Genomic DNA, 24,425 nt, shown 5'->3' on the forward strand with positions numbered 1-24,425 from the left:
CCCTTCCGGATGATGCCCATGACTTCCGCGCCCGAGCCCGCCAAGTTCGCCTCACAGGGCCTCACCTACGATGACGTGCTGCTCGTGCCCGCGTACTCCGATCTCGCGCCGGGCGAAGCCGACACGACGACCCGCCTGTCGCGGTCGATCACGCTGCGGATCCCGCTCGTGTCCGCCGCGATGGACACCGTGACCGAGGCGCGGATGGCCGTCGCCATGGCCCGCCAGGGCGGGCTCGGCGTGCTGCACCGCAACCTGCCGATCGACGAGCAGGCCCAGCAGGTCGACCTCGTCAAACGGTCCGAGGCCGGCATGGTCAACAACCCGGTGACCTGCTCGCCGGACGACACCCTCGCCGACGTCGAGGCGCTCTGCGCCCACTACCGGATCTCCGGCGTCCCGGTCACCGACGCCGACGGCGTGCTCGTCGGCATCGTGACCAACCGCGACATGCGGTTCGAGACCGACGCCTCGCGCCCGGTCCGCGAGGTGATGACCAGGATGCCGCTGGTGACGGCGCCGGTCGGGGTCTCCCGGGACGAGGCCTTCGCGCTGCTGCGCGCGAACAAGGTGGAGAAGCTCCCGCTCGTCGACGGCACCGGCCGGCTGCGCGGCCTGATCACCGTCAAGGACTTCACAAAGAGCGAGCAGTACCCCCTCGCCACGAAGGACTCCGCCGGGCGGCTCATCGTCGGTGCGGGCGTCGGTGTGGGTGAGGAGGCCGAGCTGCGGGCGAAGGCGCTGGTCGAGGCCGGCGTCGACGTGCTGGTCGTGGACACCGCGCACGGTCACTCGCGCGGCATGCTCGAGATGGTCGCCAAGCTCAAGGCCAACAGCGGCGCCGATGTCATCGCGGGCAACATCGCGACCCGGGCCGGGGCGCAGGCGCTCGTCGACGCGGGCGCGGACGCGGTGAAGGTCGGGGTCGGCCCCGGCTCGATCTGCACGACCCGCGTGGTCGCCGGCGTCGGCGCTCCGCAGGTCACCGCGATCTACGAGGCGGCGCTGGCGTGCCGGCCGGCGGGCGTCCCGGTCATCGGCGACGGTGGCCTGCAGTACTCCGGTGACATCGCCAAGGCGATCGCCGCGGGCGCCGACACGGTGATGCTCGGATCGCTGCTCGCGGGCTGCGAGGAGAGCCCCGGCGAGCTGATCTTCATCAACGGCAAGCAGTACAAGACCTATCGGGGCATGGGCTCGCTCGGCGCGATGAAGAACCGCGAGCGCGGCGGGTCGTTCAGCAAGGACCGGTACTCCCAGGAGGACGTGGCCGGCGAGGACAAGCTGATCCCCGAGGGCATCGAGGGCCAGGTGCCCTACCGCGGCCCGGTCGCCGCCGTCGCCCACCAACTGGTCGGCGGCCTGCGGCAGGCGATGTGGTACACCGGCTCGCGCACCATCGGCGACCTGCAGGAGAACGGCATGCTGATGCCGATCACCGGGGCGGGCCTGCGGGAGAGCCACCCGCACGACATCCAGATGACCGTCGAAGCGCCCAATTACCAGGTTCGCTGAGAGTTTCCTCCGGCCGTGGCCCGCTGCGGTCACGGCCGGCGCATGGAGAGGACGTACATGGCTGAGGTCGAGATCGGGCGGGGCAAGAGCGGCCGTCGGGCGTACGCGCTCGACGAGATCGGCATCGTCCCGTCGCGGCGCACCCGCGACCCGGAGGAGGTGAGCGTCGCCTGGCAGATCGACGCGTACCGCTTCGAGATGCCGCTGGTCGTCGCGCCGATGGACAGCGTGGTCAGCCCGGCCACGGCGATCGCCATCGGGCGCCTCGGCGGCCTGGGCGTGCTCGACCTCGAGGGGCTGTGGACCCGCTACGAGAACCCCGACTCGCTGCTGGCCGAGATCGCCTCGCTGGATGACGCGACGGCGACGCGGCGCCTGCAGGAGCTGTACGCCGAGCCGATCAAGGAGGAGCTGATCGGGCGGCGGATCGAGGAGATCCGTGACGCGGGCGTGACGGTCGCGGCGCGGCTGTCGCCGCAGCGTACGGCGCAGTACCACAAGGCGGTCATCGACGCCGGGGTCGACCTGTTCGTCATCCGCGGCACGACGGTCAGCGCCGAGCACGTCTCCGGGCGCGCCGAGCCGCTGAACCTCAAGCAATTCATCTACGACCTCGACGTCCCGGTGATCGTCGGTGGCTGCGCGACGTACACCGCGGCCCTGCACCTCATGCGCACCGGCGCGGCCGGGGTCCTGGTCGGGTTCGGCGGCGGCTCGGGGCACACGACCCGTACGGTCCTCGGCGTCGCGGTGCCGATGGCGACGGCGATCTCGGACGTCGCGGCGGCCCGGCGCGACTACCTCGACGAGTCCGGCGGCCGGTACGTCCACGTGATCGCGGACGGCGGCATGCGCCAGTCCGGTGACATCGCCAAGGCCCTCGCGGTGGGCGCGGACGCGGTGATGGTCGGGTCGCCGTTCGCGCGGGCGACGGAGGCTCCCGGCCGGGGCTACCACTGGGGCAGTGAGGCGCACCACGAGGAGCTGCCGCGCGGCAAGCGCGTGGAGCTCGGGTCGATCGGCACGATCGAGCAGATCCTGTACGGCCCGTCCAGCGTCGCCGACGGCTCGATGAACCTCATCGGCGCGCTGCGGCGTGCGATGGCGACCGCGGGCTACTCGGACCTGAAGGAGTTCCAGCGCGTCCAGGTCGTGGTGGCGCCGCACTGATCCCTTCGCGCCCTTCGCGCCCTTCGCGCCCTTCGCGCGGGCTCCGCGCCGGAAGCCTCCTCGTACGGCACGCTCCTCTCCTTGCGTGGGGAGCGTGCCGAAGCTCACATCCGTCCCTTTGACACGGTGCGTCGGCCGGTAAGTGTTTTGTCACGGGCCCGGGTACGGACGTAGCGTGGGCTTGCGGACGTCGAGGGAGTACGGCATGGCGGTTGAGGGGTCCGAGATCGAAGGCAACCGGTCGCGCCTCGGCCCGGCCGAGCGCGCGGCGGCGCTCGACCGGATGGGCGGGGGCGGGGAGTTCGACGTCGTCGTGGTGGGCGGCGGGATCGTCGGCGCCGGGGTGGCGCTGGACGCCGCGACCCGGGGCCTGACGGTGGCCCTGGTGGAGGCCCGTGACTATGCCGCCGGCACGTCCTCCCGTTCCTCCAAGCTGATCCACGGCGGGCTGCGCTACCTCGAGCAGCGCGACTTCGAGCTGGTCCGTGAGGCGCTCACCGAGCGCGGGCTGCTGCTCGGCCGGATCGCGCCGCACCTCGTACGCCCGGTGCCGTTCCTGTTCCCGATGACCCACCGGGTCTGGGAGCGCGCCTACATCGGGGCGGGCGTGGCGCTGTACGACGCGCTGTCCCTCTCGATGGGGCAGGACCGCGGCGTGCCCCATCACCGGCACTTGACGCGCACGCAGGCGCTGCGCATCGCCCCGTCGCTGCGCCGTGACGCGTTCGTCGGCGCGATCCAGTACTGGGACGCCCAGGTCGACGACGCGCGGTACGTCATGACGGTGCTGCGCACGGCGGCGGCGTACGGCGCGCAGATCGCCTCGCGTACGCAGGCCGTCGGCTTCCTGCGCGAGGGCGAGCGGGTCACCGGCGTACGCGTGCGGGACCTGGAGTCGGACCGGCAGCTGGCGGTGCGCGCCAAGCAGGTCGTCAACGCGACCGGGGTGTGGACCGATGACATCCAGGAGCTCGTCGGCGGGCGCGGCCAGATCCACGTCCGGGCGTCGAAGGGCGTGCACCTGGTGGTGCCACGGGACCGCATCCACTCTTCCAGCGGGGTGATCCTGCGCACCGAGAAGTCGGTGCTGTTCGTCATCCCGTGGGGCCGGCACTGGATCATTGGGACCACCGACACGGCCTGGGACCTGAACAAGGACCACCCGGCCGCGTCGAAGGCCGACATCGACTACGTCCTCGAGCACGTCAACGCCGTGCTGAACACGCCGCTCACCCACGACGACGTCGAGGGGGTGTACGCCGGGCTGCGCCCACTGCTGTCCGGTGAGTCGGAGGAGACCTCGAAGCTGTCCCGCGAGCACGTGGTCGCGCATCCGGTGCCGGGCCTGGTCGTGGTCGCGGGCGGCAAGTACACCACGTACCGCGTGATGGCGAAGGACGCGGTGGACGCGGTCGCGCACGGGTTGGACGGCAAGGTCCCGGAGTCGTGCACGGACCAGGTCGCGCTGGTCGGCGGCAACGGGTTCCCGGCGGTGTGGAACTCCCGTCACCGCCTGGCCGACTCTTCGGGGCTGCACGTCGCGCGGGTGGAGCACCTGCTGCGGCGCTACGGCACGCTGACCGCGGACCTGCTCGCCCTGATCGAGGATCGGCCGGACCTCGGCAAGCCGCTCGAGGGCGCCGACGACTACCTGCGCGCCGAGGTGGTGTACGCCGCGACCCATGAGGGCGCCCGGCACCTCAACGACGTGCTGACCCGGCGGACGCGGATCGCGATCGAGACGTGGGATCGCGGGCTCGGTGCGGCTCGGGAGGCCGCCGAGCTGCTCGCGCCCGAGCTCGGCTGGTCGGCGGAGCAGACCGAGCGGGAGATCGAGTACTACCACAAGCGCGTCGAGGCGGAGCGGGACTCCCAGGCGCAGGTCGACGACCAGGACGCCGACGCGACCCGTCGCGGGGCGCCCGACATCGTCCCGATCGCCACTCCCTGAGGTTCACCGCGAGCCGATGTTCCGGCGGCCGGTTCCGGCCGTTCGACCTCTCTCGAATACCGGCATTTGTCGGCTTTTGTCACCCCTAACTCCTGTAGGGTTCTCGGGCTAATGGTGCTAATGCCCGAAAAATCCGGCTTAAACGGGGGTTCGTGTGGCGAGGTCGCTGACGCGCGCGGTCGCAGTGGTGGGGACCGGCCTACTGGTCGCCGGAATCGCGGCCCCGGGTGACGCCGCGCCCCCCGTGCGGGGCGGCGCCGCCACCGCCGTACGGGCCGCCGGATCCGGCATCGACGCGCGGGCGCTCGGCGAGGTCGACACACAGGCGCTCGGCGGGACCCGACTGCTCGGCGTTCACACCGCCCGCAAGAAGAAGAAAAAGAAGAAAAAGAAGAAGCAGCCGACCGTGCGGACCGGCCCCATCTTCAACTCCCCGACGGGCGCCAAGACCAGGCAGCGCGCGATCGTGACGCAGATCGACCGGCTTATCGCGGGCGCGCCCAAGGGCGCGGTCATCTACATCGCGATGTACCACTTCTCCACCCAGGACCTGGCCACAAGGCTCGTCAAGGCCAAAAAGCGCAAGGTGAACGTGCGCGTGGTCCTGGACCACGAGTCCGGGGGCTACAAGGCGTACAAGACGCTGAAGAAGTCGCTGGGCACCAACCGGAAGAAGTCCTCCTGGGTGACCCTGTGCGCGAAAGGCCGGGGCTGCATCGGGCCGCAGTTCAACCACAACAAGTTCTTCCTCTTCTCGAGCACGCTTCACTCGAAGAAGGTCGTGCTGCAGACCTCGGCCAACGCCACGTACAACGCCCGGGATCTGCAGTACAACGACGCGCTGACGCTGAAGAGCGCGAGCGTCTACGCGGCGTACCGGCGCTACTTCTACGACCTCGCGAAGCAGCACCACACCGGCGATTACCACCGGATCGTCCGCGCCGGGAAGTACCGGATGGACTTCTTCCCCTGGTCGGCGGGCGACCCGGTCAGCCAGGCGCTGGACAAGGTGTCGTGCACGGGCGGCACCCACCTGCGGATCGTCATGGGCCACTTCACCTGGCGGCCCATCGCGCAACGGCTCTGGAGACTCGACGACGCGGGGTGCCGGGTCCAGGTGGTGTTCGGGCACGTGGGCCAGTCGGCCCTGCGCGACCTGACCAGGTCCGGTGGCCGGCACGGCGGCCCCGAGGTGAGGTACCTGCCGGACAACGGCCACGCGTACGAGCACTCGAAGTACCTGCTGATCGACGGCCGCTACCAGGGCAAGAAGCAGAAGGTCGTCTTCACCGGCAGCACCAACTACACCGACCCGGCATTCCACGGCCACGACGAAGCGATGCTCACCATCGCCGACGCGGCCCTGGAGAAGAGCTACGTCACGAACTTCGGCACGGTCTTCGGGCGCGGCAAGGCCGTCAAGTCCGCCGACGCCCGCCTCTCCGCGACCGGCGTCGTGGTGCCCGACTACGCCGACGACACCGCCGAGGCCGACGATTGACCGGCTGACCGGCTGACCGGCTGACGAAGGTGTGGCCGCCCACGGCGGCCACACCACGTACGGGTGGGCCCCGGTCAGTCCGGTGACGAGTCCAGCAGGAGGCCGACGCCGGAGCCGTACAGCTCGGCCGGAACCCGCTCGGGGTCGAGCAGGTGCTGCAGCGCCAGCCCGAACTCGATCGCCATGGCGAGCGAGGCCCGGTCCTCCGGCGACATCTCCGAACCGCCGCCGGACCGGCCCTCGGCCGGGCTCCCGGACCGACCCTCGCCCAGGTTCCCGGACCGATCTTCGCTCGGGCTTCCGGACCGCCCTTCGGCCGGGCTTCCGGACAGGCCGGCGGCGAGTTCCTCGCGGCGGGCGTGGTACCAGTCGGCGATTCGCCAGCCCGCCGAGAAGTCGCGCATCCCGAACAGCCACAGCTCGACCAGCAGGAGCGCCCGCATGCGGGTGTCCTCGTCCGACAGCCGCTCGGCGTAGTGTCGCCCGACATCGGCGCACCGCTCCTGCGGCGGGCGCGCGGAGTCCCGCAGGGCGTGACAGGCGGCGAGGCCCGGCTCCGCCTGGGTGTAGCGCTCCAGCAGCGCGAGGACCAGGTCCGACTTACTGGCGAAGTTGGAGTAGACCGCGCCCTTCGTGAGCCCCGCCAGGGCGGCGATCTCGTCGAGTGAGGCGCCGCGGATCCCGCGCTCCGCCCAAAGCCTCTCGGCCGCGTCGAGGAGCGCGGCCCGCGTCTGGGCCCGCCGCTCCTGCCGGGGTGTGCGGCCTTCCTCGTTGCCGGCGGACCGGCCCGGGCCGGAGATCATTGCGCCCCCTCGTCTCGACGGTTCCTCGCCTCCCCCTCCGGAATACACCGTGGAGTGCAATCCGAGCCAGCAAATGCAGAACAAGGTGACTCTCGGAACGCGCCGAAATGGCATTGAGGACAGGGAATGTGGCGCTGACCACGCAAGCGGATGATTACTCGGTAGTAGCCATGAGGAGGACTCGCGTCTTAGAGTGCCCTGCATGAAGGCACCCGTAGCGGCGCACGCCGGCGCGCGCGTCACCGCTCCCGACCTCCCCGCGGAGGTCGTCGAGCGGCTCACCTCACGCGTCGCCTCCAGCGGCCGAACGGTCCGCGTCACCGCGCCGTTCACCGGCGAGCCGGTCGCCACGCTGCCCGTCTCGACCGGGACGGACGTCACCGCGGCGTACGAACGGGCCCGCGCCGCGCAGGAGTCCTGGGCGCGGCTGTCCCCGGCCCGGCGGGCCGAGCCGTTCCTGCGCTTCCACGACGCGATCCTCGACCGCCGCGCGGAGGTCCTCGACCTCGTCCAGCTGGAGACCGGCAAGGCCCGCCGGCACGCTTTCGAGGAGGTCCTCGACGCCGCAGGCTGCACGCTGTACCACGCGCGCCGGGCGCCGGGCCTGCTGCGGCCGCGTCGCCGGCAGGGCATCATGCCCGCCGCGACCCGCGTCATCGAGCTCCGGCACCCCAAGGGCGTCGTCGGTGTCATCTCGCCGTGGAACTACCCCCTCGCGCTCGGCGTCACCGACGCCGTGCCCGCCCTGCTCGCCGGCAACGCGGTGGTGCACAAGCCGGACACCCAGACCGCGCTGTCCACCCTGTGGGCGCTCGACCTGCTCGTCGAGTGCGGGCTGCCCGAAGACCTGTGGCAGGTCGTGATCGGCGAGCCCGCGCGCATCGGGGACCCGCTGATCGAGGGCGCCGACTACGTCGCCTTCACCGGCTCCACCCGCGGCGGCCGGGTCATCGCCGACAAGGCCGCGGACCGGCTGATCGGCTACTCGCTCGAACTCGGCGGCAAGAACCCCATGATCGTGCTGGACGACGCCGACGTCGAGCGGGCCGCGCACGGAGCCCTCCGCGCCTGCTTCACCAACGCCGGCCAGCTCTGCATCTCGATCGAACGCCTCTACGTCGACGAGAAGATCTACGACCGGTTCGCCGAGCGCTTCGTGCACCGGGTCAAGAACATGCGGCTGGGCGCCGGGTTCGACGCCGACATGGGCTCGCTCACCTCCCATCGTCAGCTCGACACCGTCACCCGCCACGTGGAGGACGCCGTGGCGAAGGGCGCGCGGATCCTCGCCGGTGGACGGCCGCGCCCCGGCGTCGGCCCGTACTTCTTCGAACCGACCGTCCTGGAGAACGTCACGCCGGAGATGGAGCTGTGCGCGGGTGAGACGTTCGGCCCGGTCGTCGCGCTCTATCCCTTCTCCTCCGACGACGAGGCCGTACGCCTCGCCAACGGCACGCCGTACGGGCTCAACGCCAGCGTGTGGACCCGCGACGTCGCGCGGGGCCGCCGGCTCGCCGCCCGGATCAAGGCCGGCACCGTGAACATCAACGAGGGGTACGCCGCCGCGTACGGCTCCTACGACGCGCCCATGGGCGGGATGAAGCAGTCCGGGGTGGGCCGCCGGCACGGCGCCGAGGGGCTCCTCCGCTACACCGAGGCCCAGACCGTCGCAAGCCAGCACGGAGTCGGCTTCGAACCGATCCTCGGCATGTCGTACGAAACGTACGCCGCCCTGGTCTCGAACGGTCAGAAGCTGCTGAAACGCCTTCGCCTCAGGTAGGAGCGCACGGATGGACTACGACGTCCTGGTCATCGGATCGGGCTTCGGCGGCAGCGTCACCGCCCTCCGCCTCACCGAGAAGGGATACCGCGTCGGCGTGCTGGAGGCCGGGCGGCGCTTCGACGACCCCGGCGGCGCGCCCGGCCGCCGCCACGAGGACCTGCCGATGACCTCCTGGCGCACCCGCCGGTACCTCTGGGCGCCCGGCCTGGGCATGACCGGCATCCAGCGCATCCACCTGCTGCGCGGCGAGCGGGGCTCCCGCGTCCTCGTGCTCGCCGGGGCGGGCGTCGGCGGCGGCTCGCTCGTCTACGCGAACACCCTGTACGAGCCGCCGCAGCCGTTCTTCGACGACCCGCAGTGGCGGCACATCACCGACTGGAAGGCCGAGCTCCAGCCGTACTACGACCAGGCCAGGCGGATGCTGGGGGTCCGTACCAACCCGACCATGACCCCGGCCGACCGGGCGATCAAACGGGTCGCCGACCGCATGGGCCGCGGCGACACCTTCCACCTCACCCCGGTGGGCGTCCTGTTCGGCGACAAGCCGGGCATGCCGGTCGACGACCCGTACTTCGGCGGCGCCGGGCCGCGCCGCGTGACCTGCACCGAGTGCGGCTCCTGCATGACCGGCTGCCGTGTCGGCGCCAAGAACATGCTCACCGAGAACTACCTCTACCTGGCCGAGCACGCCGGCGCGAAGGTGATCTCGATGGCGACCGTCACCGCCGTGCGGCCGCGCCCGGGCGGCGGCTACGAGGTCGAGATCATCCGGACCGGGCGGCGCGGCGCCCGCTGGCGGCGCACGCTCACCGCCGAGCAGGTCGTGCTCGCCGCCGGCACGTACGGCACCCAGCGCCTGCTGCACCGCATGAAGGTCACCGGCACGCTGCCTCGCCTGTCCGACCGCCTCGGCGTACGGACCCGGACCAACTCCGAGGCGATCCTCGGCGTCGAGCGGTTCCGTCGCAGGGGAGAGGACCACTCGCGCGGCCTGGCCATCACCTCGTCGTTCCACCCGGACGAGCACACCCACATCGAACCCACGCGGTACGGCCCCGGCTCGAACGCCATGGGCGGCCTGCGCTCCCTGCTCATCGACGGCGGCGGCCGCGCGCCCCGGTGGGCGAAGTTCCTCGGGCGTCTGGTCACGCACCCCTGGGACCTGGTGCGCCTGCCGAACCTGCGCAACTGGTCCCGCCGCACGATCATCGCGCTGGTCATGCAGACCAACGACAACTCGATCACCGTCCGGCCGTCGCCGTCCGGCCGTGGCCTGCGCGCCCGCCGCGGCCACGGCGAGCCGAACCCGACCTGGATCCCTCAGGCGCACCGCGCGGTCCGCATGCTGGCCGAGGAGATCGGCGGCTTCCCGGGCGGCACCTGGCTGGACCTGTTCAACATCCCGACGACCGCGCACTTCATCGGCGGCTGCACGATCGGGAACTCACCGGAGGAGGGCGTCATCGACCCGTACCACCGCGTGTACGGCCACCCGGGCCTGCACGTCGTGGACGGTTCGACCGTCTCGGCCAACCTCGGCGTGAACCCCTCCCTCACCATCACCGCCCAGGCCGAACGCGCCATGGCCTTCTGGCCCAACCGCGGCGAACCGGACGCCCGCCCGGACCTCGGCGCGCCGTACGCCCGCCTCACTCCCGTGGCCCCGAAGAATCCCGCCGTCCCCGCCGACGCCCCGGCGGCCCTCCGCCTCCCTCCCACCCCCGCCTGATCCGGCCGGCACGCGGCCGGGGCAGGGGAGACGTCCAAGAATGATCTCCTTAGGGTGGCGTGCCCGAATAACGCCTCTGGGGAATGTTGCGTAGTGCGACGGGATGAGCACGATACGTGACCTTATCTCAGTGGAGGAGCGCAGAAGATGCCGATTTCGGCGGACATGAACAAGGTGCTGGACCGGGACTACGAAGACATGGACATGAAGAGGCTGGTCGACGCCCCGGTGGAGGCCCTGGCCGGTGTCAGCCAGAGCGACGCGGAGATGCTGAAGAAGGCATTCGGCATCAAGACGATCGGCGACATGGGTCGCAACAAGTACATGCAGGCCGCCTATGCGATCGTCCACCTCTCGGAGGCCTGCAAGTAGTCGTTGCCCTCGCCGCTTCGCCGTCGCCGTGGACACCCGATCGCCCTGATACGCACGCTCTGGGACGTCAACGGCGGCGGCGAAGACGTACCGGTTCAGTCACCGATTTGTCACCCTCAGCAGTCGTGCGTTAACTTTCCGTGCATGCCCTCCCGCCTGCACGACACCCTCAACGCCTTGTTCCGCGAACGCCCCGAGTTCGCGGTGGAGGTGCTGCGCGACCTGATGCACCTCGACATTCCCGACACCCTGCCGGTCCAGGTCGAACGCAACGACTTGAACGACCGACCCTCAAAAGACCTGCAGCCGGACACCGTCCTCACGATCGGCCCACGCCACAAACCGGTCCACGCCGTCATCAACGGATCATGGAGGAAGTCGTGTCCGAAACCTGGCCCGTCTACAGCCCCTTCGCCCGCGAACACTTCGGCCGCGGCAAAGCCGAAGGCAAAGCGGAGGGCAAAGCGGAAGGCAAGGCCGAGGGAGAGGCCGACGCACTCCTGACGATCCTGGAGGCCCGGGGCATCGAGGTGCCACAGACCGCCCGCGCCCGCATCACCACCTGCACCGACGTCGAAGAACTCAGAACATGGCTGAAGCGCGCCGCGGTGGCGCGTTCCACCGACGAGGTCTTCGACTGACGGTCAGGACCGGTAGGCGGCCAGGAGGGCCTCGCGGTCCTGTGCCGGGAGGTGGCGGACCGCCTCGCGGAGGGTCACGCCCGAGATTCGGGTGGTGCGGTCGCGGACCCAGGCGGTCACCCAGGCGGGGTCCTTTTTGGACAGCTCGCGCAGGACCCAGCCGAGCGCCTTGCGGATGAAGAACTCCCGCTCCTCGATGAGCAGGTCACCGTACTCCGACAGGCGGGTCAGGTCGCCGTCGCCGATGCGGATGCGCAGGATCAGGGCGAGCAGCGCGGTGCGCCGGATCCAGAGGTTCTCGTCGCCCGGCCACAGATCGAGCGTCGTGGCCAGCCGTGGGTACCGCCAGACGAGGGCGCCGACGACCTTGATGGCGAGGAAGTCGACGTACGCCCAGGTGTGCGACTCACGGATCATCCGCTCGACGATCGGCAGATCCCTGGCCTTGAGCAGCGTCCAGTTGCGGATCAGGACCTCGACGGCCACCATCCGCAACTCGTGGACGGGCTCGCGCCAGAGGCCGAGGGCGAGGTCCAGAGTCTGTTCCCGAGATCTTCCGGCGGCGGCGCGGACGGCGACCTTGCGGATGGCCGGCACCGGGACGCCGAGGTGCCGCAGGTCGCTCTTCAGGTAGCGCTTCTCCCGCTCGGCGCGGGCGGAATCCCCGAGGGCCCGCAGCTCGGCGAGGATCTGATCGAGAGGGTCCACGGGGTCAGTATGGGCGGCCGGTACGACGAGAGCGGGCGCCGGAACGGCCGCCCGCTCGGTCGCGGGCGCCGGTCAGGTGCGGTAGGCGGTCCACGTCTGCTGCATCCGGGTGCCCTGTCCGGCGGTGAACCGGGTCATGCAGCTGTCGTAGGAGTAGTCCATGAAGTTGTGGATCGGGTCCTTGCCCGACGCCTTGCAGCTGTCCTTGCCGGTCGGGCACTTGAAGGCGGGCTCGGACTCGTACGGGGTGTCGTCGACGTAGTCGCCGGGCTTACTGCAGCCGTTCTCGAACGTGTGATAGAGCCCGAGCCAGTGTCCCGTCTCGTGCGTGGCGGACTGGCCGAGGTCGTAGTGCGTGAGCGAGCCGCCGGGCACCGTGGCGTAGTGGATCACGACGCCGTCCATCGACGGCTTGTTCTTGTACTCCCATGGGAAGGTGGCCCAGCCGAGGAGGCCGTCGGACAGCGCGGCGGTGTAGATGTTGAGCGCCCCGGCCCCGCCTTTGCGCAGTTTCTTCTTGAGCGTCTTCTCGTACGTGTCGGGGGCGTTGAACCACTTGGCGTCGGTCGTCCAGTCGCGTCCGGCGAGGACGAAGGAGAAGCCGGTCTTCGCCGTGCCGTACGCCCGATTCATGACGGCGATCTGCTGGTCGACGCGCGCCCGGCTGATGTCGCCTTTCTTGCCCTTACCGGTGCGGATGACGTGGAAGTACACCGGGACCTTGTGCGGGGTGACGGCCTGGATTGAAGGCCGGCGGGCGAGGATCGCCTTGAGCTCACGGTCGACGGCGGCGGCCTGGGCGGCGGAGACGTCGTTGTCGTCGCGCGGGTGGACGTCGGGCGAGGTGGCCCGCGTGCCGGCGGGCGGGGTGGTGCACGAGGACACGGCGGCCGGCCTGGACGCCTCGGTCGTCTTCGCGGTGGCCCCGGTGATCGGCAGCAGGGCGAGGGTGACGGTCGCGAATCCGGTCAGCGCGGCGGCTGAACGCATGTGGGGGGCTCCCGGGAGAGGTACGAAGAAAGCGGAGGAGCCCGAAATAGTGCCAAAAAAGATCTCGGAGGGGTTAAAGGGGGGCGGGACAACCCCGGCAGATCACCGTTCGAGTGGCATTCTCGCGTCGGCTGATCCGGCGGTGGCGGCGTTCGCGCAGGCAGCGGCCCCCTAGACTGGGGACGATCCGAACTTCCGAAAGGCGTTCTCGGTGTCCGTCGAGTCAGTCGAGCAGTCCTTCGACACGGTCCTCGTTGTCGACTTCGGCGCGCAGTACGCGCAGCTCATCGCCCGTCGCGTGCGCGAGTGCCACGTGTTCAGCGAGATCGTCCCCTCGACCATGCCGGTCGAGGAGATGCTGGCCAAACGGCCAAAGGCGATCATCTTGTCCGGTGGCCCCGCGTCGGTGTACGAGCCGGGCGCGCCCGCCGTGCCCACCGGCCTGTTCGAGGCCGGCGTCCCCACCCTGGGCATCTGCTACGGGTTCCAGGCGATGGCCAAGGAGCTCGGCGGCACGGTCGCCAACTCCGACATCGCCGAGTACGGCGCGACGCCGCTCACCGTGCTCGACCAGGGCAGGCTCCTGGCGGGGCTGCCCACGGAGCAGTCGGTGTGGATGTCGCACCGCGTCACGTGCAGCGCCGCCCCGACCGGCTTCATCGTGACCGCCAGCACCGCGAGCGCGCCGGTCGCCGCCATGGAGGACGCCGCCCGCGGGCTCTACGGCGTGCAGTTCCACCCCGAGGTGATGCACACCGAGCACGGCCTGCAGGTTCTGCGGCACTTCCTGGAGGCGGCGGGCTGCCGGCCGTCCTGGACGATGGTCAACATCGTCGAGGAGTCGATCGAGGCCGTACGCGCCCAGGTCGGCGACAAGCGGGCGATCTGCGGGCTGTCCGGCGGCGTCGACTCGGCCGTGGCCGCGGCGCTCGTGCAGCGGGCCATCGGCTCCCGCCTGACCTGCGTGTTCGTCGACCACGGGCTGCTGCGCAAGGGCGAGGCCGAGCAGGTCGAGAAGGACTTCGTGGCCGCCACCGGCGTCGATCTGAAGGTCGTCGACGCGGCCGACCGGTTCCTCGGGGCGCTCGAGGGCGTCACCGACCCGGAGACCAAGCGCAAGATCATCGGCCGGGAGTTCATCCGGGTCTTCGAGGCCGCGGCCCGCGAGATCGTCGAGGAGCACGGCGAGGCCGTCGAGTTCCTCGTTCAGGGCACGCTCTACCCGGACGTCGTCGAGTCCGGCGGCGGCACCGGCGCGGCCAACATCAAGTCCCACCACAATGTCGGCGGGCTGCCGGAGGACCTGCGGTTCTCGCTGGTCGAACCGCTGCGCACGCTGTTCAAGGACGAGGTGCGCCGGCTCGGTGAGGAGCTCGGCCTGCCGTCCGAGATCGTGTGGCGGCAGCCGTTCCCCGGCCCCGGCCTCGGCATCCGGATCATCGGCGCCGTGACGCGGGACCGCCTCGAGCTCCTCCGCGAGGCCGACGCGATCGCCCGTGAGGAGCTCACGCGCGCCGGTCTCGACCGCGACATCTGGCAGTTCCCGGTCGTGCTGCTCGCCGACGTCCGCTCGGTGGGGGTGCAGGGCGACGGCCGTACGTACGGCCACCCCATCGTGCTGCGCCCGGTGACCAGCGAGGACGCCATGACCGCCGACTGGGCGCGGCTGCCGTACGACCTGCTGCAGCGGATCTCCACGCGGATCACGAACGAGGTCGCGGAGGTCAACCGCGTGGTCGTCGACATCACCAGCAAGCCGCCGGGCACCATCGAGTGGGAGTGACGCCCGCCGATCGCCGGCCGCCTCCCGGCGGCCGGCGGCCGGTCACGCCGGGGTGAGCACGCCCTCGGCGTCGAGCGTGGCGGCGACCGCGTTCACGACGGCGGCGACGCGCAGGCCCTCCTGCACCAGCTCCCGCGAGAAGCCCTGCTCGCGCAGCGTCTTCTCGTGAGAGTCCAGGCAGCGGCCGCAGCCGTTGATCGCCGACACCGCGAGGCACCACAGCTCGAAGTCGGCCTTCTCGACGCCGGGGTTCCCGATCACGCTCATCCGCAGCTTCGCCGGCAGCGTCGCGTACGTCTCGTCCTCGATGAGGTGCGTCGAGCGGTAGTAGACGTTGTTCATCGCCATGATGGCCGCGGCGGCCTTGGCCGCCTGGAACGCCTCCGCGGACAGGTGGTCGGCGGCGTCCTCCGACAGCGCCTTGATCACCTGCGCGCTGCGGGTCGCCATCGCGCTCGCCAGCACGGCGCCCCACAGCTGCTGCTCCGACAGCTGCGACGTGGACGTCACCGAGCCGAGGTTCAGCTTGAGGTCCTTGGCGTACGCCGGCAGGGCGTTCTTCAGGGTGTCGACACCACTCATGTCATCCTCCAAAGCTCCGGAAGCGGGTTGACGGGGCTCGCCCCCGCGAGCCCCGTCATGACGACGGCCGGCCGCGGACTTCAGCGGCCGGCCGATCAGCCGGTCGATCAGACGCCCGCCATCAGCTTCTTGGCGTCGAGCGTGGACTCGCCCTTGTTCCAGTTGCAGGGGCAGAGCTCGTCGGACTGCAGGGCGTCGAGGACCCGCAGGACCTCCTTGACGTTGCGGCCGACCGAGCCCGCGGTCACCATTGTGAACTGGATCTCGTTGTTCGGGTCGACGATGAAGGTCGCGCGCTGGGCCACGCCCTCGTCGGTGAGCACGCCGAGCGCCTCGGACAGCTCCCGCTTGACGTCCGACATCATCGGGAACGGCAGCTCACGCAGGTCCGGGTGGTCCTTGCGCCAGGCGTAGTGCACGAACTCCGAGTCGATGGAGACGCCGAGCACCTGTGCGTCCCGGTCCGCGAACTCCTCGTTCAGCCGGCCGAACTCCGCGATCTCCGTCGGGCAGACGAAGGTGAAGTCCTTGGGCCAGAAGAACACGACGCGCCACTTGCCGTCGTAGGACTTGTGGTTGATCCGCTCGAACGCGTTGTCCGGGTCGAGCGAGACGCATGCGGTGAGGTCGTACTCCGGGAACTGGTCACCGACCGTGAGCACTCGTAGGCCTCCTTGCCAGACGGGTGTTGGATACGTTCCAGGGTGCCTTAGGTATCGTTGATCTGCGAAATCGGCCCCCCCGAAGGATTCCGATAGGAGATTACTATCAGCCGCCCGACCGTCGCCCAGCTTCGCGCGTTTCTCGCCCTGGCGGAGCACCTGCACTTCCGTGAGGCCGCGGCGGCGCTCCGGCTGAGCCAGCCCGCGCTGTCCGGCGCCATCGCGGCCCTGGAGGAGACGCTGAACGCCCGCCTGGTCGAGCGTACGACGCGGCGGGTGCTGCTCACCCCCGAGGGCGAGCGTGTCGCCCGCCGCGCCGAGCGGGTCCTGGCCGAGCTCGACGGCCTGATCGAGGAGGTCTCCGCGCCGCGCCGCCCGCTCAGCGGCCCGCTGAACCTCGGGGTGATCCCGACGGTCGCGCCGTACCTCCTGCCGGTCGTGCTGCCGCACCTGGCGCGCGAGTACCCCGACCTGCGGCTCGCCGTACGGGAGCAGCAGACGCGCGCCCTGGTGGAGACGTTGCGGGCCGGCCGGCTCGAGGTCGCGATCCTGGCGCTCCCGGCCGATGAGGGGCTCGCCGAGCTGCCGCTGTACGACGAGGACTTCGTCCTGCTGGCGCCCGAGGCGTACGGGCTCGGTGCCGGGCCGGTGGGCCGGGACGCCGTCCGCGATCTCGACGTGCTGCTGCTGAACGAGGGGCATTGCCTGCGGGACCAGGCGCTGGAGATCTGCCGGGAGGCCGGGGCGAAGCCCGGCGACGCGACGTACGCCACGAGCCTCGCCACGCTCGTGCAACTGGTGTCCGGCGGCCTCGGGGTGACGCTGGTGCCCGAGTCGGCGCTGCCGGTCGAGACCCGGCGCGGAGAGCGCCTGACGGTCACCCGCTTCGAAGATCCCGCTCCGTACCGCCGGATAGGGATCGTCTATCGGCGGACGAGCCCGCGCGCCGACGACTTCGCGTTGCTCGCTGCGGCGATCCAGACGGCCGTCCGCGCGCGCCGCTGGCGGGTCCGGTCGCCCACCGTGACCGTCCCCGGCGACCGTTAGACCACCGTTCCCCGCGGCGGCCATGCCGGCAGGACGAGGGGCGCAGGCCGGTCTCAGCGGCGTCGCCGCCTGAGATGCCGGACCGCCCGGGTCAGCGGCGTCGTCGCTTGAGGCGCCAGACCGCCCAGACCAGTGCCAGACCGGCGGCCACCGGGGCGGCTCGTTTGACGATGGACGGCCCCGCCACCTGGAGCAGGTCGATGGGCTCGGCCTCCCGCCGAGCCGGTGCCGCCTCCCGCCGGACCGGTGGCTCGGACGCGGCAGGGGAGGTGGCCCGGTCGGTGACGGCCTCCTCGGAGGTGGCCGGGCTCGCGGCCTCTTCCTCGATCCTGGCCTCGTCGGCGGGCGCGGTGCTGCCCGCCGCGGGTGTCTCCGCCGATCCGCTTTCGGGAGCGCCCGTCTCCTCGGTCCCCGTCGGCTCGGCGGTCCCCGTCGGCTCGGCGGCCTCCTCCGGCTCGGTGGCCAGTTCGGCGGCGAGGTTGTCGGCGAACCGGCCGATCAGGCGGCCGCCGACCTCGGCCAGGATGCCCCGGCCGAACTGCGCGGGCCGGCCGGTGACGTTCAGCCTGGTGTGCACGGTGACGCGTGTCCGGCCGCCGTCCTCGTGCAGCCGGGCCTGGACGGTGGCGGAGGCGGTGCCCGGTCCCCGCGCCTCCTTGCCGGATGCCTCGATCACCACGGTGCGGGACTCTTCGTCGCGGGAGGCGATGCGGGCGGTGCCCCGGTAGGTCACGGTCATCGCGCCGAGACGCACTTTCAGCCGGCCGGTGAACTCTTCGGCCTCGACCGCGTCCAGCGTCGCCCCGGGCATGCAGGGTGCGATCCGCTCGATGTCGAGCAGCACCTGCCACGCCTGGTCCACCGGCACCGGAACGGTGAACTCGTGATCGAGTTCCATGCGTCGCCTCCTCGTGTTCGGCGGTCTGCGCGTGACATTACGGCCGTGTCCGCCACATACGCCACCTAAAAGGTGCATGAGGTGGCGCCCGTCGCCCGCCCACCCCCGACGCGTCCCGGTGCGTACCCGAGGTGGGCTTGAGCGACACCGAGCGGGTCAGGCGCCCGCCGCCGCGGCGAGGGCGCGGGCCGTCAGCACCTGGGCCAGATGCCGCCGGTACTCCGCCGACCCGTGCAGGTCGCTCGGCGGGCTGGTGCCGTCCGGGGCGTCCTGCGCCGCCGCCTGGAACGCCTGCCGGGACGCCGGCCCGTCGGCGACGGCCGTCTCGACGGCGTACGCCCGGACCGGTGTGGGGCCCATGTTCGTCAGGCCGACGCGCGCCTCGGCGACCTCGCCGTTCGTGCGCCGGACGAGGCACGCGACCCCGACCACGGCCCACGCCTGCGCCGTACGGTGGAACTTCTCGTAGTGAAACCCCCAGCCGGTGTACGCCTTCGGCAGGCGTACGCCCAGGAGGATCTCGTCCGGCTCCAGCGCGGACGTCAGGTAGTCGGTGAAGAAGTCGCGGGCCGGGATCTCCCGCGCCGACGTCACGAACACGCCGTCCATCGCCAGTGCCACGGCCGGCAGGTCACCGGCCGGGTCGGCGTGCGCGAGCGAGCCGCCGATCGTGCCCCGGTGGCGGACGGCCGGGTCGGCGACGGTCGCGGTGGCCGCGGCGAGCAGCGGCGCGTGCGCCTGGATCAGGGGGTCGCGGATGACCTCGTAGTGGGTGGTCATCGCCCCGATGAGCAAGGAGTCCCCGTCGTCGCGCACGCCGCGCAGCTCGGGCAGGCCGGAGACGTCGACGAGGACCTCGGGGTAGGCCAGCCGGAGCCGCAGGAGCGGCAGCAGGCTCTGCCCACCCGCGATGACCTTGCCCTCCTCGTCGGCCTCGCGCAGGGCCGCGACCGCGTCGCTCAGCGAGGACGGCCGCACGTAGTCGAAGATCGCCGGGATCACGCCGCACCTCCCGCCGAGCCGAGGCCACTCCCCGCGCCGGGTCCGGGCGTACCTTCCGTGGAGCCGAGACCGCCGCCCGCGCCGGGTCCGGGCGCGCCGCCGGGCGGCGCCGAGCCGCGGCGGACGGCGGTCAGCGCGCGCCAGACCCGTTCGGGCGTGCACGGCATCGGAACGTCGTCGACCCCGTACGGGCGCAGCGCGTCGACGATCGCGTTCACGACCGCCGGCGTCGAGGCGATCGTGCCCGCCTCGCCGACGCCCTTGACGCCGAGCGGGTTGGTGGTCGCCGGGGTCTCCGTACGGTCGGTGGTGAAGGTGGGCAGGTCCGCCGCCGAGGGCACCAGGTAGTCGGCCATCGTGGTCGTCGTCAGGTTGCCGTCCTCGTCGTACACCGCCTCTTCGTACAGCGCCTGCGCGATGCCCTGCGCGAGGCCGCCGTGCACCTGGCCCTCGACGATCAGCGGGTTGACGACCTTCCCGACGTCGTCGACGGCGACGTACGAGCGGATCCGCACGAAGCCGGTCTCGGTGTCGACCTCGGCGGCGCACAGGTGCGTGCCGTGCGGGAAGGAGAAGTTCTCCGGGTCGTGGGTCGCCTCGGAGTCCAGGGACGGCTCGAACCCCTTGGGCAGGTCGTGCGCGGCGAACGCGGCGAGGGCCACCTCCTGGAGCGTACGGGCCTGGCCCGGCACGCCCTTCACCGCGAACGAGCCGCCGGAGAACTCGATGTCGCCCTCGTCGGCCTCCAGCAGGTGCGCGGCCATCCGGCGGGCCTTGTCGATCACCTTGTCGCAGGCGTTGAACAGCGCGACGCCGCCGACGGCGAGGGAGCGCGAGCCGTACGTGTCCATGCCCTTCGGCGAGATGCCGGTGTCGCCGTGCAGCACCCGGACGTCCTCGAACGGCACGCCCAGCCGGTCCGCGGCGATCTGCGCCCACGCGGTCTCGTGGCCCTGCCCGTGCGCGGACGAACCGGTGACGACCTCGACCTTGCCGGACGGCAGCACCCGTACGGAGGCGTGCTCCCAGCCGCCCGCGCCGTACGACAGGGAGCCCAGGACCCGCGACGGCGCCAGCCCGCACATCTCGGTGAACGTCGAGACGCCGATGCCGAGCTGTACGGGGTCGCCGCGGTCCCGCCGGTCGGCCTGCTCGGCGCGCAGCTTGTCGTACTCGAACAGCCGCAGGGCCTTCTCGGTCGCCGCCTCGTAGTTGCCGGAGTCGTACGTCAGCCCGGCGATCGTGTCGTAGGGGAACTCCTCGTGCCGGATCCAGTTGCGCCGGCGCACGTCGAGGGGGTCCAGGCCCAGCTCGTTCGCGAGTTCGTCCATCAGCCGCTCGATGGCGAAGGTCGCCTCCGGCCGTCCGGCGCCCCGGTACGCGTCGGTCGGTGTCTTGTTCGTGAACACGCCGGTGCAGGTGAAGGAGTAGGCGTCCATCTTGTAGATGCCGTTGAACATGAACGCGCCGAGCAGCGGGATGCCGGGCGTGACGAGCATGAGGTAGGCGCCCATGTCGGCGAGCAGGTCGACCTTCAGCCCGCGGATCCGGCCGTCGCGGTCGGCGGCGAGGGACAGCCGCTGGATCTGGTCGCGGCCGTGGTGCACGGCCATGTTGCCCTCGCTGCGCGACTCGGTCCATTTCACCGGGCGGCCGAGGCGGCGGGCCAGCAGCAGGCAGACGACCTCTTCGCCGTACACCTGCAGCTTCGAGCCGAACCCGCCGCCGACGTCGGGTGCGATCACCCGTAGCCGGTGCTCGGGGATGCCGGTGACCGTGGCGAGCATCAGCCGCAGGATGTGCGGGATCTGCGTGGCCGACCACAGGGTGTACTCGTCGCCGACGGCCGAGCAGACGACCGCGCGGGGCTCCATCGCGGTCGGGATCAGCCGCTGCTGGACGTACCGCCGCTCGATCACGACGGGCGCGTCCCGGAACGCCGCGTCCAGGTCGCCCGCCTCGAACACCCAGGTGTAGCTCTTGTTGGTGCCCTCGCCGGCGTGGACGAGGTCGGCGCCCTCCTCGATCGCGCGTTCCATGTCGACGACGGCGGGCAGCGCCTCGTAGTCGACGTCGACGGCCTCCAGCGCGTCCACCGCGGCGTACCGGTCCCGGGCCACGACGACCGCCACCGGTTCGCCGACGTAGCGCACCTCGTCGACGGCGACCGGCGGGTGGTCGGGCAGCACCATGTCCTCGGTGACCGGCCACGCGCACGGCAGGCTGCCCTGCTCGCCGGCGAGATCGGCGCCGGTGAGGACGGCGATCACCCCGGGCCGGGCGCGGGCGGCGTCCGCGTCGATCCGCGCGATCCGGGCGTGGCTGATCGGGCTGCGCAGGAACGCGACGTGCAGCATGCCGGGTAGCTGGATGTTGTCCGTCCAGTTGGTGCGCCCGGTGATCAGCCGGGCGTCCTCCGTACGCCTGCGGGCCCGGCCGACCTCCGCCGTCGCGTCCGGCGCGCTGGGGGTGACCTGCTCGGCGACGGCCTCGGGGGCGATCTCGCTCATGAGGCCTCCTCCGCCGGAGGAGTGACCGTGCGCGCCGTGTTCCCGGTTCGCTCGCTCCGCTCGCTCACCGGTGTGCCTCCTCGGCCTGGTCGCTCCGGCGCATGTCGTCCGCGGCCCGGCGGACGGCGCGGACGATGTTCTGGTAGCCGGTGCAGCGGCACAGGTTGCCCTCGAGCCCGGCGCGGATCTCCTCGTCGGAGGGGTCGGCGTTCTCCCGGCGCAGGTCGAGCGAAGCCATGATCATCCCTGGGGTGCAGTAGCCGCACTGGAGGGCGTGCTCCTCGTGGAAGGCGCGCTGCATCGGGTGCAGGGTCCGCCCGTCGCCGAGGCCCTCGATGGTGGTGATCTCGTGTCCGTCCGCCTGGACGGCGAGGACGGAGCAGCTCTTGACGCTGAGGCCGTCCATGAGGACGGTGCAGGCGCCGCAGTTCGACGTGTCGCAGCCGATCGGGGTGCCCACCTTGCCCAGCCGGTCGCGAAGATGGTGGGCGAGCAAGAGGCGCGGTTCGACGTCGTCGTCGTATCTCACGCCGTCGACCTCTACCGACACGCGCGGCATACGTTCCTCCCGGATGTGCGTACTCGGATACGGGCAGGCCGTGCCCGGGAGGCCGTACGGGCGTGCCGGAGCGGCGCCTCGCGGGAGCCGCGGCAACGGTCCTGCGGGCGTACCGAGACGGCACCCGGCCGCGTCCGCGAGGCTGCGGACGCCGGCCGCGCGCCGGCTCCCGGTGCACGGTGTGGTGCGCGGGCGTCAGCCCTGGTTGAACTGGTGGTGCGAGTTCACCTTGTGGCTGCGCCGGGCGCCTTCACGGTGCTTGCGCCGCATCTTGGCGGCGGCTCGTCTGGTGCGCTGGTTACGGCTTCGCGACATCGCTTGCTCCAGTGGCAGGAGGCGTTGCGTGTTGTCAACGTAAGCCCGGAATGCCGGGAAGGCCAGAGGTGAGACGAAACCTGGCGGTTGGTTGACCGACCCTCGGCCGTACGGCGGGAACGACGCGGGTGAGCCGGGCTCCCGTGCCGCGCGGGGTGCAAGATTGGCGCTGGCCAGGCTTTCGTCGCAACGTTCCCAGCGGAGTGCCCAAAGTGGTGGCATTGTGGTGGTCCGTCACGTTTGAACGGAGGGGCCGTGACGAGTCTCGAGGAGCGCGTCGCCGATGATCCCGGCCCGGTGGCGGTGGACGGGGAGGCTCCCGGACGCCTGAACCGCGGCCTGGCGTTCGCGGGCCGGCACCGCGTCCTCCTCGCCGTCCTCGCGCCGGCCGTCACGCTCCGCCTGGTCACGACGCTCGGCTACCGGGGCGCGATGTGGTTCCCCGACTCCTACGACTACGTCAGCGGGGCGCTGACCCTTACCCCGAACCTCATCCGGCCCAGCGGATACTCCCTGTTCCTCTGGCTGCTGTCACCGTTCCACAGCCTGACCCTCGTCGTGCTCGTCCAGCACGCCATGGGCGTCACCGTGGGAGTGCTGGTGTACGCGCTGCTGCGGCACCGGTTCGGGCTGCCTGGCTGGGCGGCGTCCGCCGCCGCGGTCCCCGCGCTGTTCGACGCCTTCGGGATTCAGCTCGAACACCTGATCATGTCCGACACGCCGTTCACCTTCCTGCTGACGCTCGCGGTGACCCTCGCGCTATGGGACCCGCGGCCGAGCACCCGGCGGATGGCCCTCGTCTGCCTCCTCGTGGGCCTCGCGGCGGTCACCCGCTCGGTGGGCCTCCCGATCCTCGTCCTCACCCTGGCCTGGCTGGCCGTACGCCGGGCCGGGCGCCGCGCCGTCGTCGCCGGGCTCGTCGCCGGGCTGCTGCCCGTCGTGCTGTACGCCGGGTGGTTCTCCTCCCGTACGCACCGGTTCGCGCTGACGTACAGCACGGGGATCTTCCTCTACAGCAGGACGATGCCGTTCGCCGACTGCCACAAGATCAAGCCGCCGGTCGACGAACTGCCGCTGTGCATCAGCACGCCGCCCGCCGAGCGGGGACGCTCCCAGTTCTACATCTGGGGCCGGATCTCGCCGTTCCACCGGCTCGGCGAGCACAAGTTCACCCCCGACGTCGAGGGCCGGGCGGGCGACTTCGCCCAGCGGGCGATCACCGCGCAGCCCGGTGACTACGCCGAGATCGTGACCTCCGACCTGCTGCGGACGTTCCGGTGGCACCACCCGCCGTTCCCGGACTCCGAGACGTACGACCACTACCTCTTCCGGGTTCACCCGCCACAGCCGCCGCCCACGGCGGCGGCGCGGATGCGCGCGTACGACCCGGGCCACCTCACCACCCACGTCGTCCGGCCGTACGCCTCGATCATGCGCACCTACCAGCGGTTCTTCTTCGTCCGTGGCGCGGTGTTCGGCCTGATCCTCCTGGCGGGCCTGGGCGCGCTGCTGCGCCGGCGCTGGGACGCGCTGCTGCCGTGGTCGGTGGCGGCGGTCGCCATCGTCGTGCCGCCGACCACCGCCGAGTTCGACTACCGCTACGTCATCCCCGCGCTCCCCGTCGCCTGCGTCGCCGCCGCCCTCGCCTTCACCCGCCCTGCCCCCCGTCCAGAACCGGCCCACCCGCGGGTCGACTAGGGTCCCGCCGGTCGTAGAGCTCCAGGCTCTTGCGCGCCGCCTCCGGATACCGCCGTACGAGCCGGTCGAGACGGATCAGCTCGGCGGCCTCGGACACCCCCGGCGCCCCGATCGCGTCGAGGGCCGCGTGGAGCGCGTCGATCGAGCGCATGAGCTCGTCCGGCGAGGTCATGGCCGTGGCGGGAGGGGCACGGAGACGACCTTCG

General features: G+C 71.4%; 21 protein-coding genes. 11 read left to right on the forward strand and 10 right to left on the reverse strand.

Annotated elements, in window-relative coordinates; genetic code table 11:
• Positions 1-18: 18 nt before the first annotated feature.
• The 4 genes from guaB to NE235_RS20525 all read left to right on the forward strand — a co-directional run bounded on the left by guaB (position 19) and on the right by NE235_RS20525 (position 6,137).
• Positions 19-1,515 carry an IMP dehydrogenase gene (guaB, locus tag NE235_RS20510; protein WP_252805351.1) on the forward strand — a complete coding sequence of 499 codons (1,497 nt, stop codon included), beginning with the start codon at positions 19-21 and terminating at the stop codon, positions 1,513-1,515.
• Positions 1,516-1,572: 57 nt separating this feature from the next.
• A complete protein-coding gene (locus NE235_RS20515) occupies positions 1,573-2,685 on the forward strand; it encodes a GuaB3 family IMP dehydrogenase-related protein (protein ID WP_252805353.1) in 1,113 nt (370 codons plus the stop codon).
• A 205-nt stretch (positions 2,686-2,890) separates the two neighbouring features.
• On the forward strand, positions 2,891-4,636 hold the full coding sequence (locus NE235_RS20520) for a glycerol-3-phosphate dehydrogenase/oxidase (RefSeq protein ID WP_252805356.1): 1,746 nt from the start codon (positions 2,891-2,893) through the stop codon (positions 4,634-4,636).
• A gap of 154 nt (positions 4,637-4,790) precedes the next feature.
• Positions 4,791-6,137 carry a phospholipase D-like domain-containing protein gene (locus NE235_RS20525; RefSeq protein WP_252805358.1) on the forward strand — a complete coding sequence of 449 codons (1,347 nt, stop codon included), beginning with the start codon at positions 4,791-4,793 and terminating at the stop codon, positions 6,135-6,137.
• 74 nt (positions 6,138-6,211) lie between these two features.
• Here NE235_RS20525 and NE235_RS20530 read toward each other — a convergent pair whose 3' ends face one another.
• Positions 6,212-6,940, reverse strand: a complete 729-nt coding sequence (locus NE235_RS20530; RefSeq protein WP_252805361.1) for a TetR/AcrR family transcriptional regulator — start codon at positions 6,938-6,940, stop codon at positions 6,212-6,214.
• Positions 6,941-7,142: 202 nt separating this feature from the next.
• Here NE235_RS20530 and NE235_RS20535 point away from each other — a divergent pair, with 202 nt between their 5' ends.
• From NE235_RS20535 to NE235_RS20550, 4 genes are all read left to right on the forward strand, one after another.
• Complete coding sequence (locus NE235_RS20535) at positions 7,143-8,720, forward strand: succinic semialdehyde dehydrogenase (protein ID WP_252805362.1); 1,578 nt, start codon at positions 7,143-7,145, stop codon at positions 8,718-8,720.
• A 10-nt stretch (positions 8,721-8,730) separates the two neighbouring features.
• Complete coding sequence (locus NE235_RS20540; RefSeq protein WP_252805364.1) at positions 8,731-10,452, forward strand: GMC oxidoreductase; 1,722 nt, start codon at positions 8,731-8,733, stop codon at positions 10,450-10,452.
• Between the two features lie 147 nt (positions 10,453-10,599).
• On the forward strand, positions 10,600-10,824 hold the full coding sequence (locus NE235_RS20545) for a hypothetical protein (protein WP_252805366.1): 225 nt from the start codon (positions 10,600-10,602) through the stop codon (positions 10,822-10,824).
• Positions 10,825-11,192: 368 nt separating this feature from the next.
• Positions 11,193-11,465, forward strand: a complete 273-nt coding sequence (locus NE235_RS20550; protein ID WP_252805368.1) for an RpnC/YadD family protein — start codon at positions 11,193-11,195, stop codon at positions 11,463-11,465.
• Positions 11,466-11,468: 3 nt separating this feature from the next.
• Here the strand turns inward: NE235_RS20550 and NE235_RS20555 are convergent, their stop codons facing one another.
• Together NE235_RS20555 and NE235_RS20560 are read right to left on the reverse strand one after the other, a co-directional pair.
• On the reverse strand, positions 11,469-12,173 hold the full coding sequence (locus tag NE235_RS20555) for a DNA alkylation repair protein (protein ID WP_252805370.1): 705 nt from the start codon (positions 12,171-12,173) through the stop codon (positions 11,469-11,471).
• Between the two features lie 72 nt (positions 12,174-12,245).
• Complete coding sequence (locus tag NE235_RS20560) at positions 12,246-13,163, reverse strand: zinc metalloprotease (protein WP_252805372.1); 918 nt, start codon at positions 13,161-13,163, stop codon at positions 12,246-12,248.
• A 211-nt stretch (positions 13,164-13,374) separates the two neighbouring features.
• Here NE235_RS20560 and guaA point away from each other — a divergent pair, with 211 nt between their 5' ends.
• Positions 13,375-14,946, forward strand: coding sequence for a glutamine-hydrolyzing GMP synthase (guaA, locus tag NE235_RS20565; RefSeq protein ID WP_252805374.1), 1,572 nt, complete (start codon positions 13,375-13,377; stop codon positions 14,944-14,946).
• A gap of 42 nt (positions 14,947-14,988) precedes the next feature.
• Here the strand turns inward: guaA and NE235_RS20570 are convergent, their stop codons facing one another.
• Both NE235_RS20570 and NE235_RS20575 read right to left on the reverse strand, forming a co-directional pair.
• Complete coding sequence (locus NE235_RS20570; RefSeq protein ID WP_252805377.1) at positions 14,989-15,528, reverse strand: carboxymuconolactone decarboxylase family protein; 540 nt, start codon at positions 15,526-15,528, stop codon at positions 14,989-14,991.
• A gap of 107 nt (positions 15,529-15,635) precedes the next feature.
• On the reverse strand, positions 15,636-16,190 hold the full coding sequence (locus NE235_RS20575) for a peroxiredoxin (RefSeq protein WP_252805379.1): 555 nt from the start codon (positions 16,188-16,190) through the stop codon (positions 15,636-15,638).
• Between the two features lie 105 nt (positions 16,191-16,295).
• Here NE235_RS20575 and NE235_RS20580 point away from each other — a divergent pair, with 105 nt between their 5' ends.
• On the forward strand, positions 16,296-17,237 hold the full coding sequence (locus NE235_RS20580; protein WP_308206125.1) for a LysR substrate-binding domain-containing protein: 942 nt from the start codon (positions 16,296-16,298) through the stop codon (positions 17,235-17,237).
• Between the two features lie 91 nt (positions 17,238-17,328).
• Here NE235_RS20580 and NE235_RS20585 read toward each other — a convergent pair whose 3' ends face one another.
• From NE235_RS20585 to NE235_RS20600, 4 genes are all read right to left on the reverse strand, one after another.
• Positions 17,329-18,135 (reverse strand): SRPBCC family protein, encoded by an 807-nt coding sequence (locus NE235_RS20585; RefSeq protein ID WP_252805381.1) that lies wholly within the window; start codon positions 18,133-18,135, stop codon positions 17,329-17,331.
• Between the two features lie 156 nt (positions 18,136-18,291).
• Positions 18,292-19,137 carry an FAD binding domain-containing protein gene (locus tag NE235_RS20590; RefSeq protein ID WP_252805383.1) on the reverse strand — a complete coding sequence of 282 codons (846 nt, stop codon included), beginning with the start codon at positions 19,135-19,137 and terminating at the stop codon, positions 18,292-18,294.
• Complete coding sequence (locus NE235_RS20595; protein WP_252805385.1) at positions 19,134-21,647, reverse strand: xanthine dehydrogenase family protein molybdopterin-binding subunit; 2,514 nt, start codon at positions 21,645-21,647, stop codon at positions 19,134-19,136. The genes NE235_RS20590 and NE235_RS20595 overlap by 4 nt, the downstream gene beginning before the upstream one ends.
• Before the next feature lie 64 nt (positions 21,648-21,711).
• Positions 21,712-22,206: a (2Fe-2S)-binding protein gene (locus NE235_RS20600; RefSeq protein ID WP_252805387.1), complete on the reverse strand. Its 495-nt coding sequence runs from the start codon at positions 22,204-22,206 to the stop codon at positions 21,712-21,714.
• A 570-nt stretch (positions 22,207-22,776) separates the two neighbouring features.
• Between NE235_RS20600 and NE235_RS20605 the strand changes: the two genes are divergently transcribed.
• Positions 22,777-24,219 carry a hypothetical protein gene (locus tag NE235_RS20605; RefSeq protein WP_252805389.1) on the forward strand — a complete coding sequence of 481 codons (1,443 nt, stop codon included), beginning with the start codon at positions 22,777-22,779 and terminating at the stop codon, positions 24,217-24,219.
• On the opposite strand, the gene NE235_RS20610 is transcribed toward NE235_RS20605, so the two are convergent.
• Positions 24,170-24,391: a hypothetical protein gene (locus tag NE235_RS20610; RefSeq protein WP_252805390.1), complete on the reverse strand. Its 222-nt coding sequence runs from the start codon at positions 24,389-24,391 to the stop codon at positions 24,170-24,172. The two genes, NE235_RS20605 and NE235_RS20610, sit on opposite strands and share 50 nt — an antisense overlap.
• Positions 24,392-24,425: the final 34 nt, after the last annotated feature.

It is taken from the genome of Actinoallomurus spadix (assembly GCF_024055725.1).
GTDB classification, from domain to species: Bacteria; Actinomycetota; Actinomycetes; order Streptosporangiales; family Streptosporangiaceae; genus Actinoallomurus; species Actinoallomurus spadix.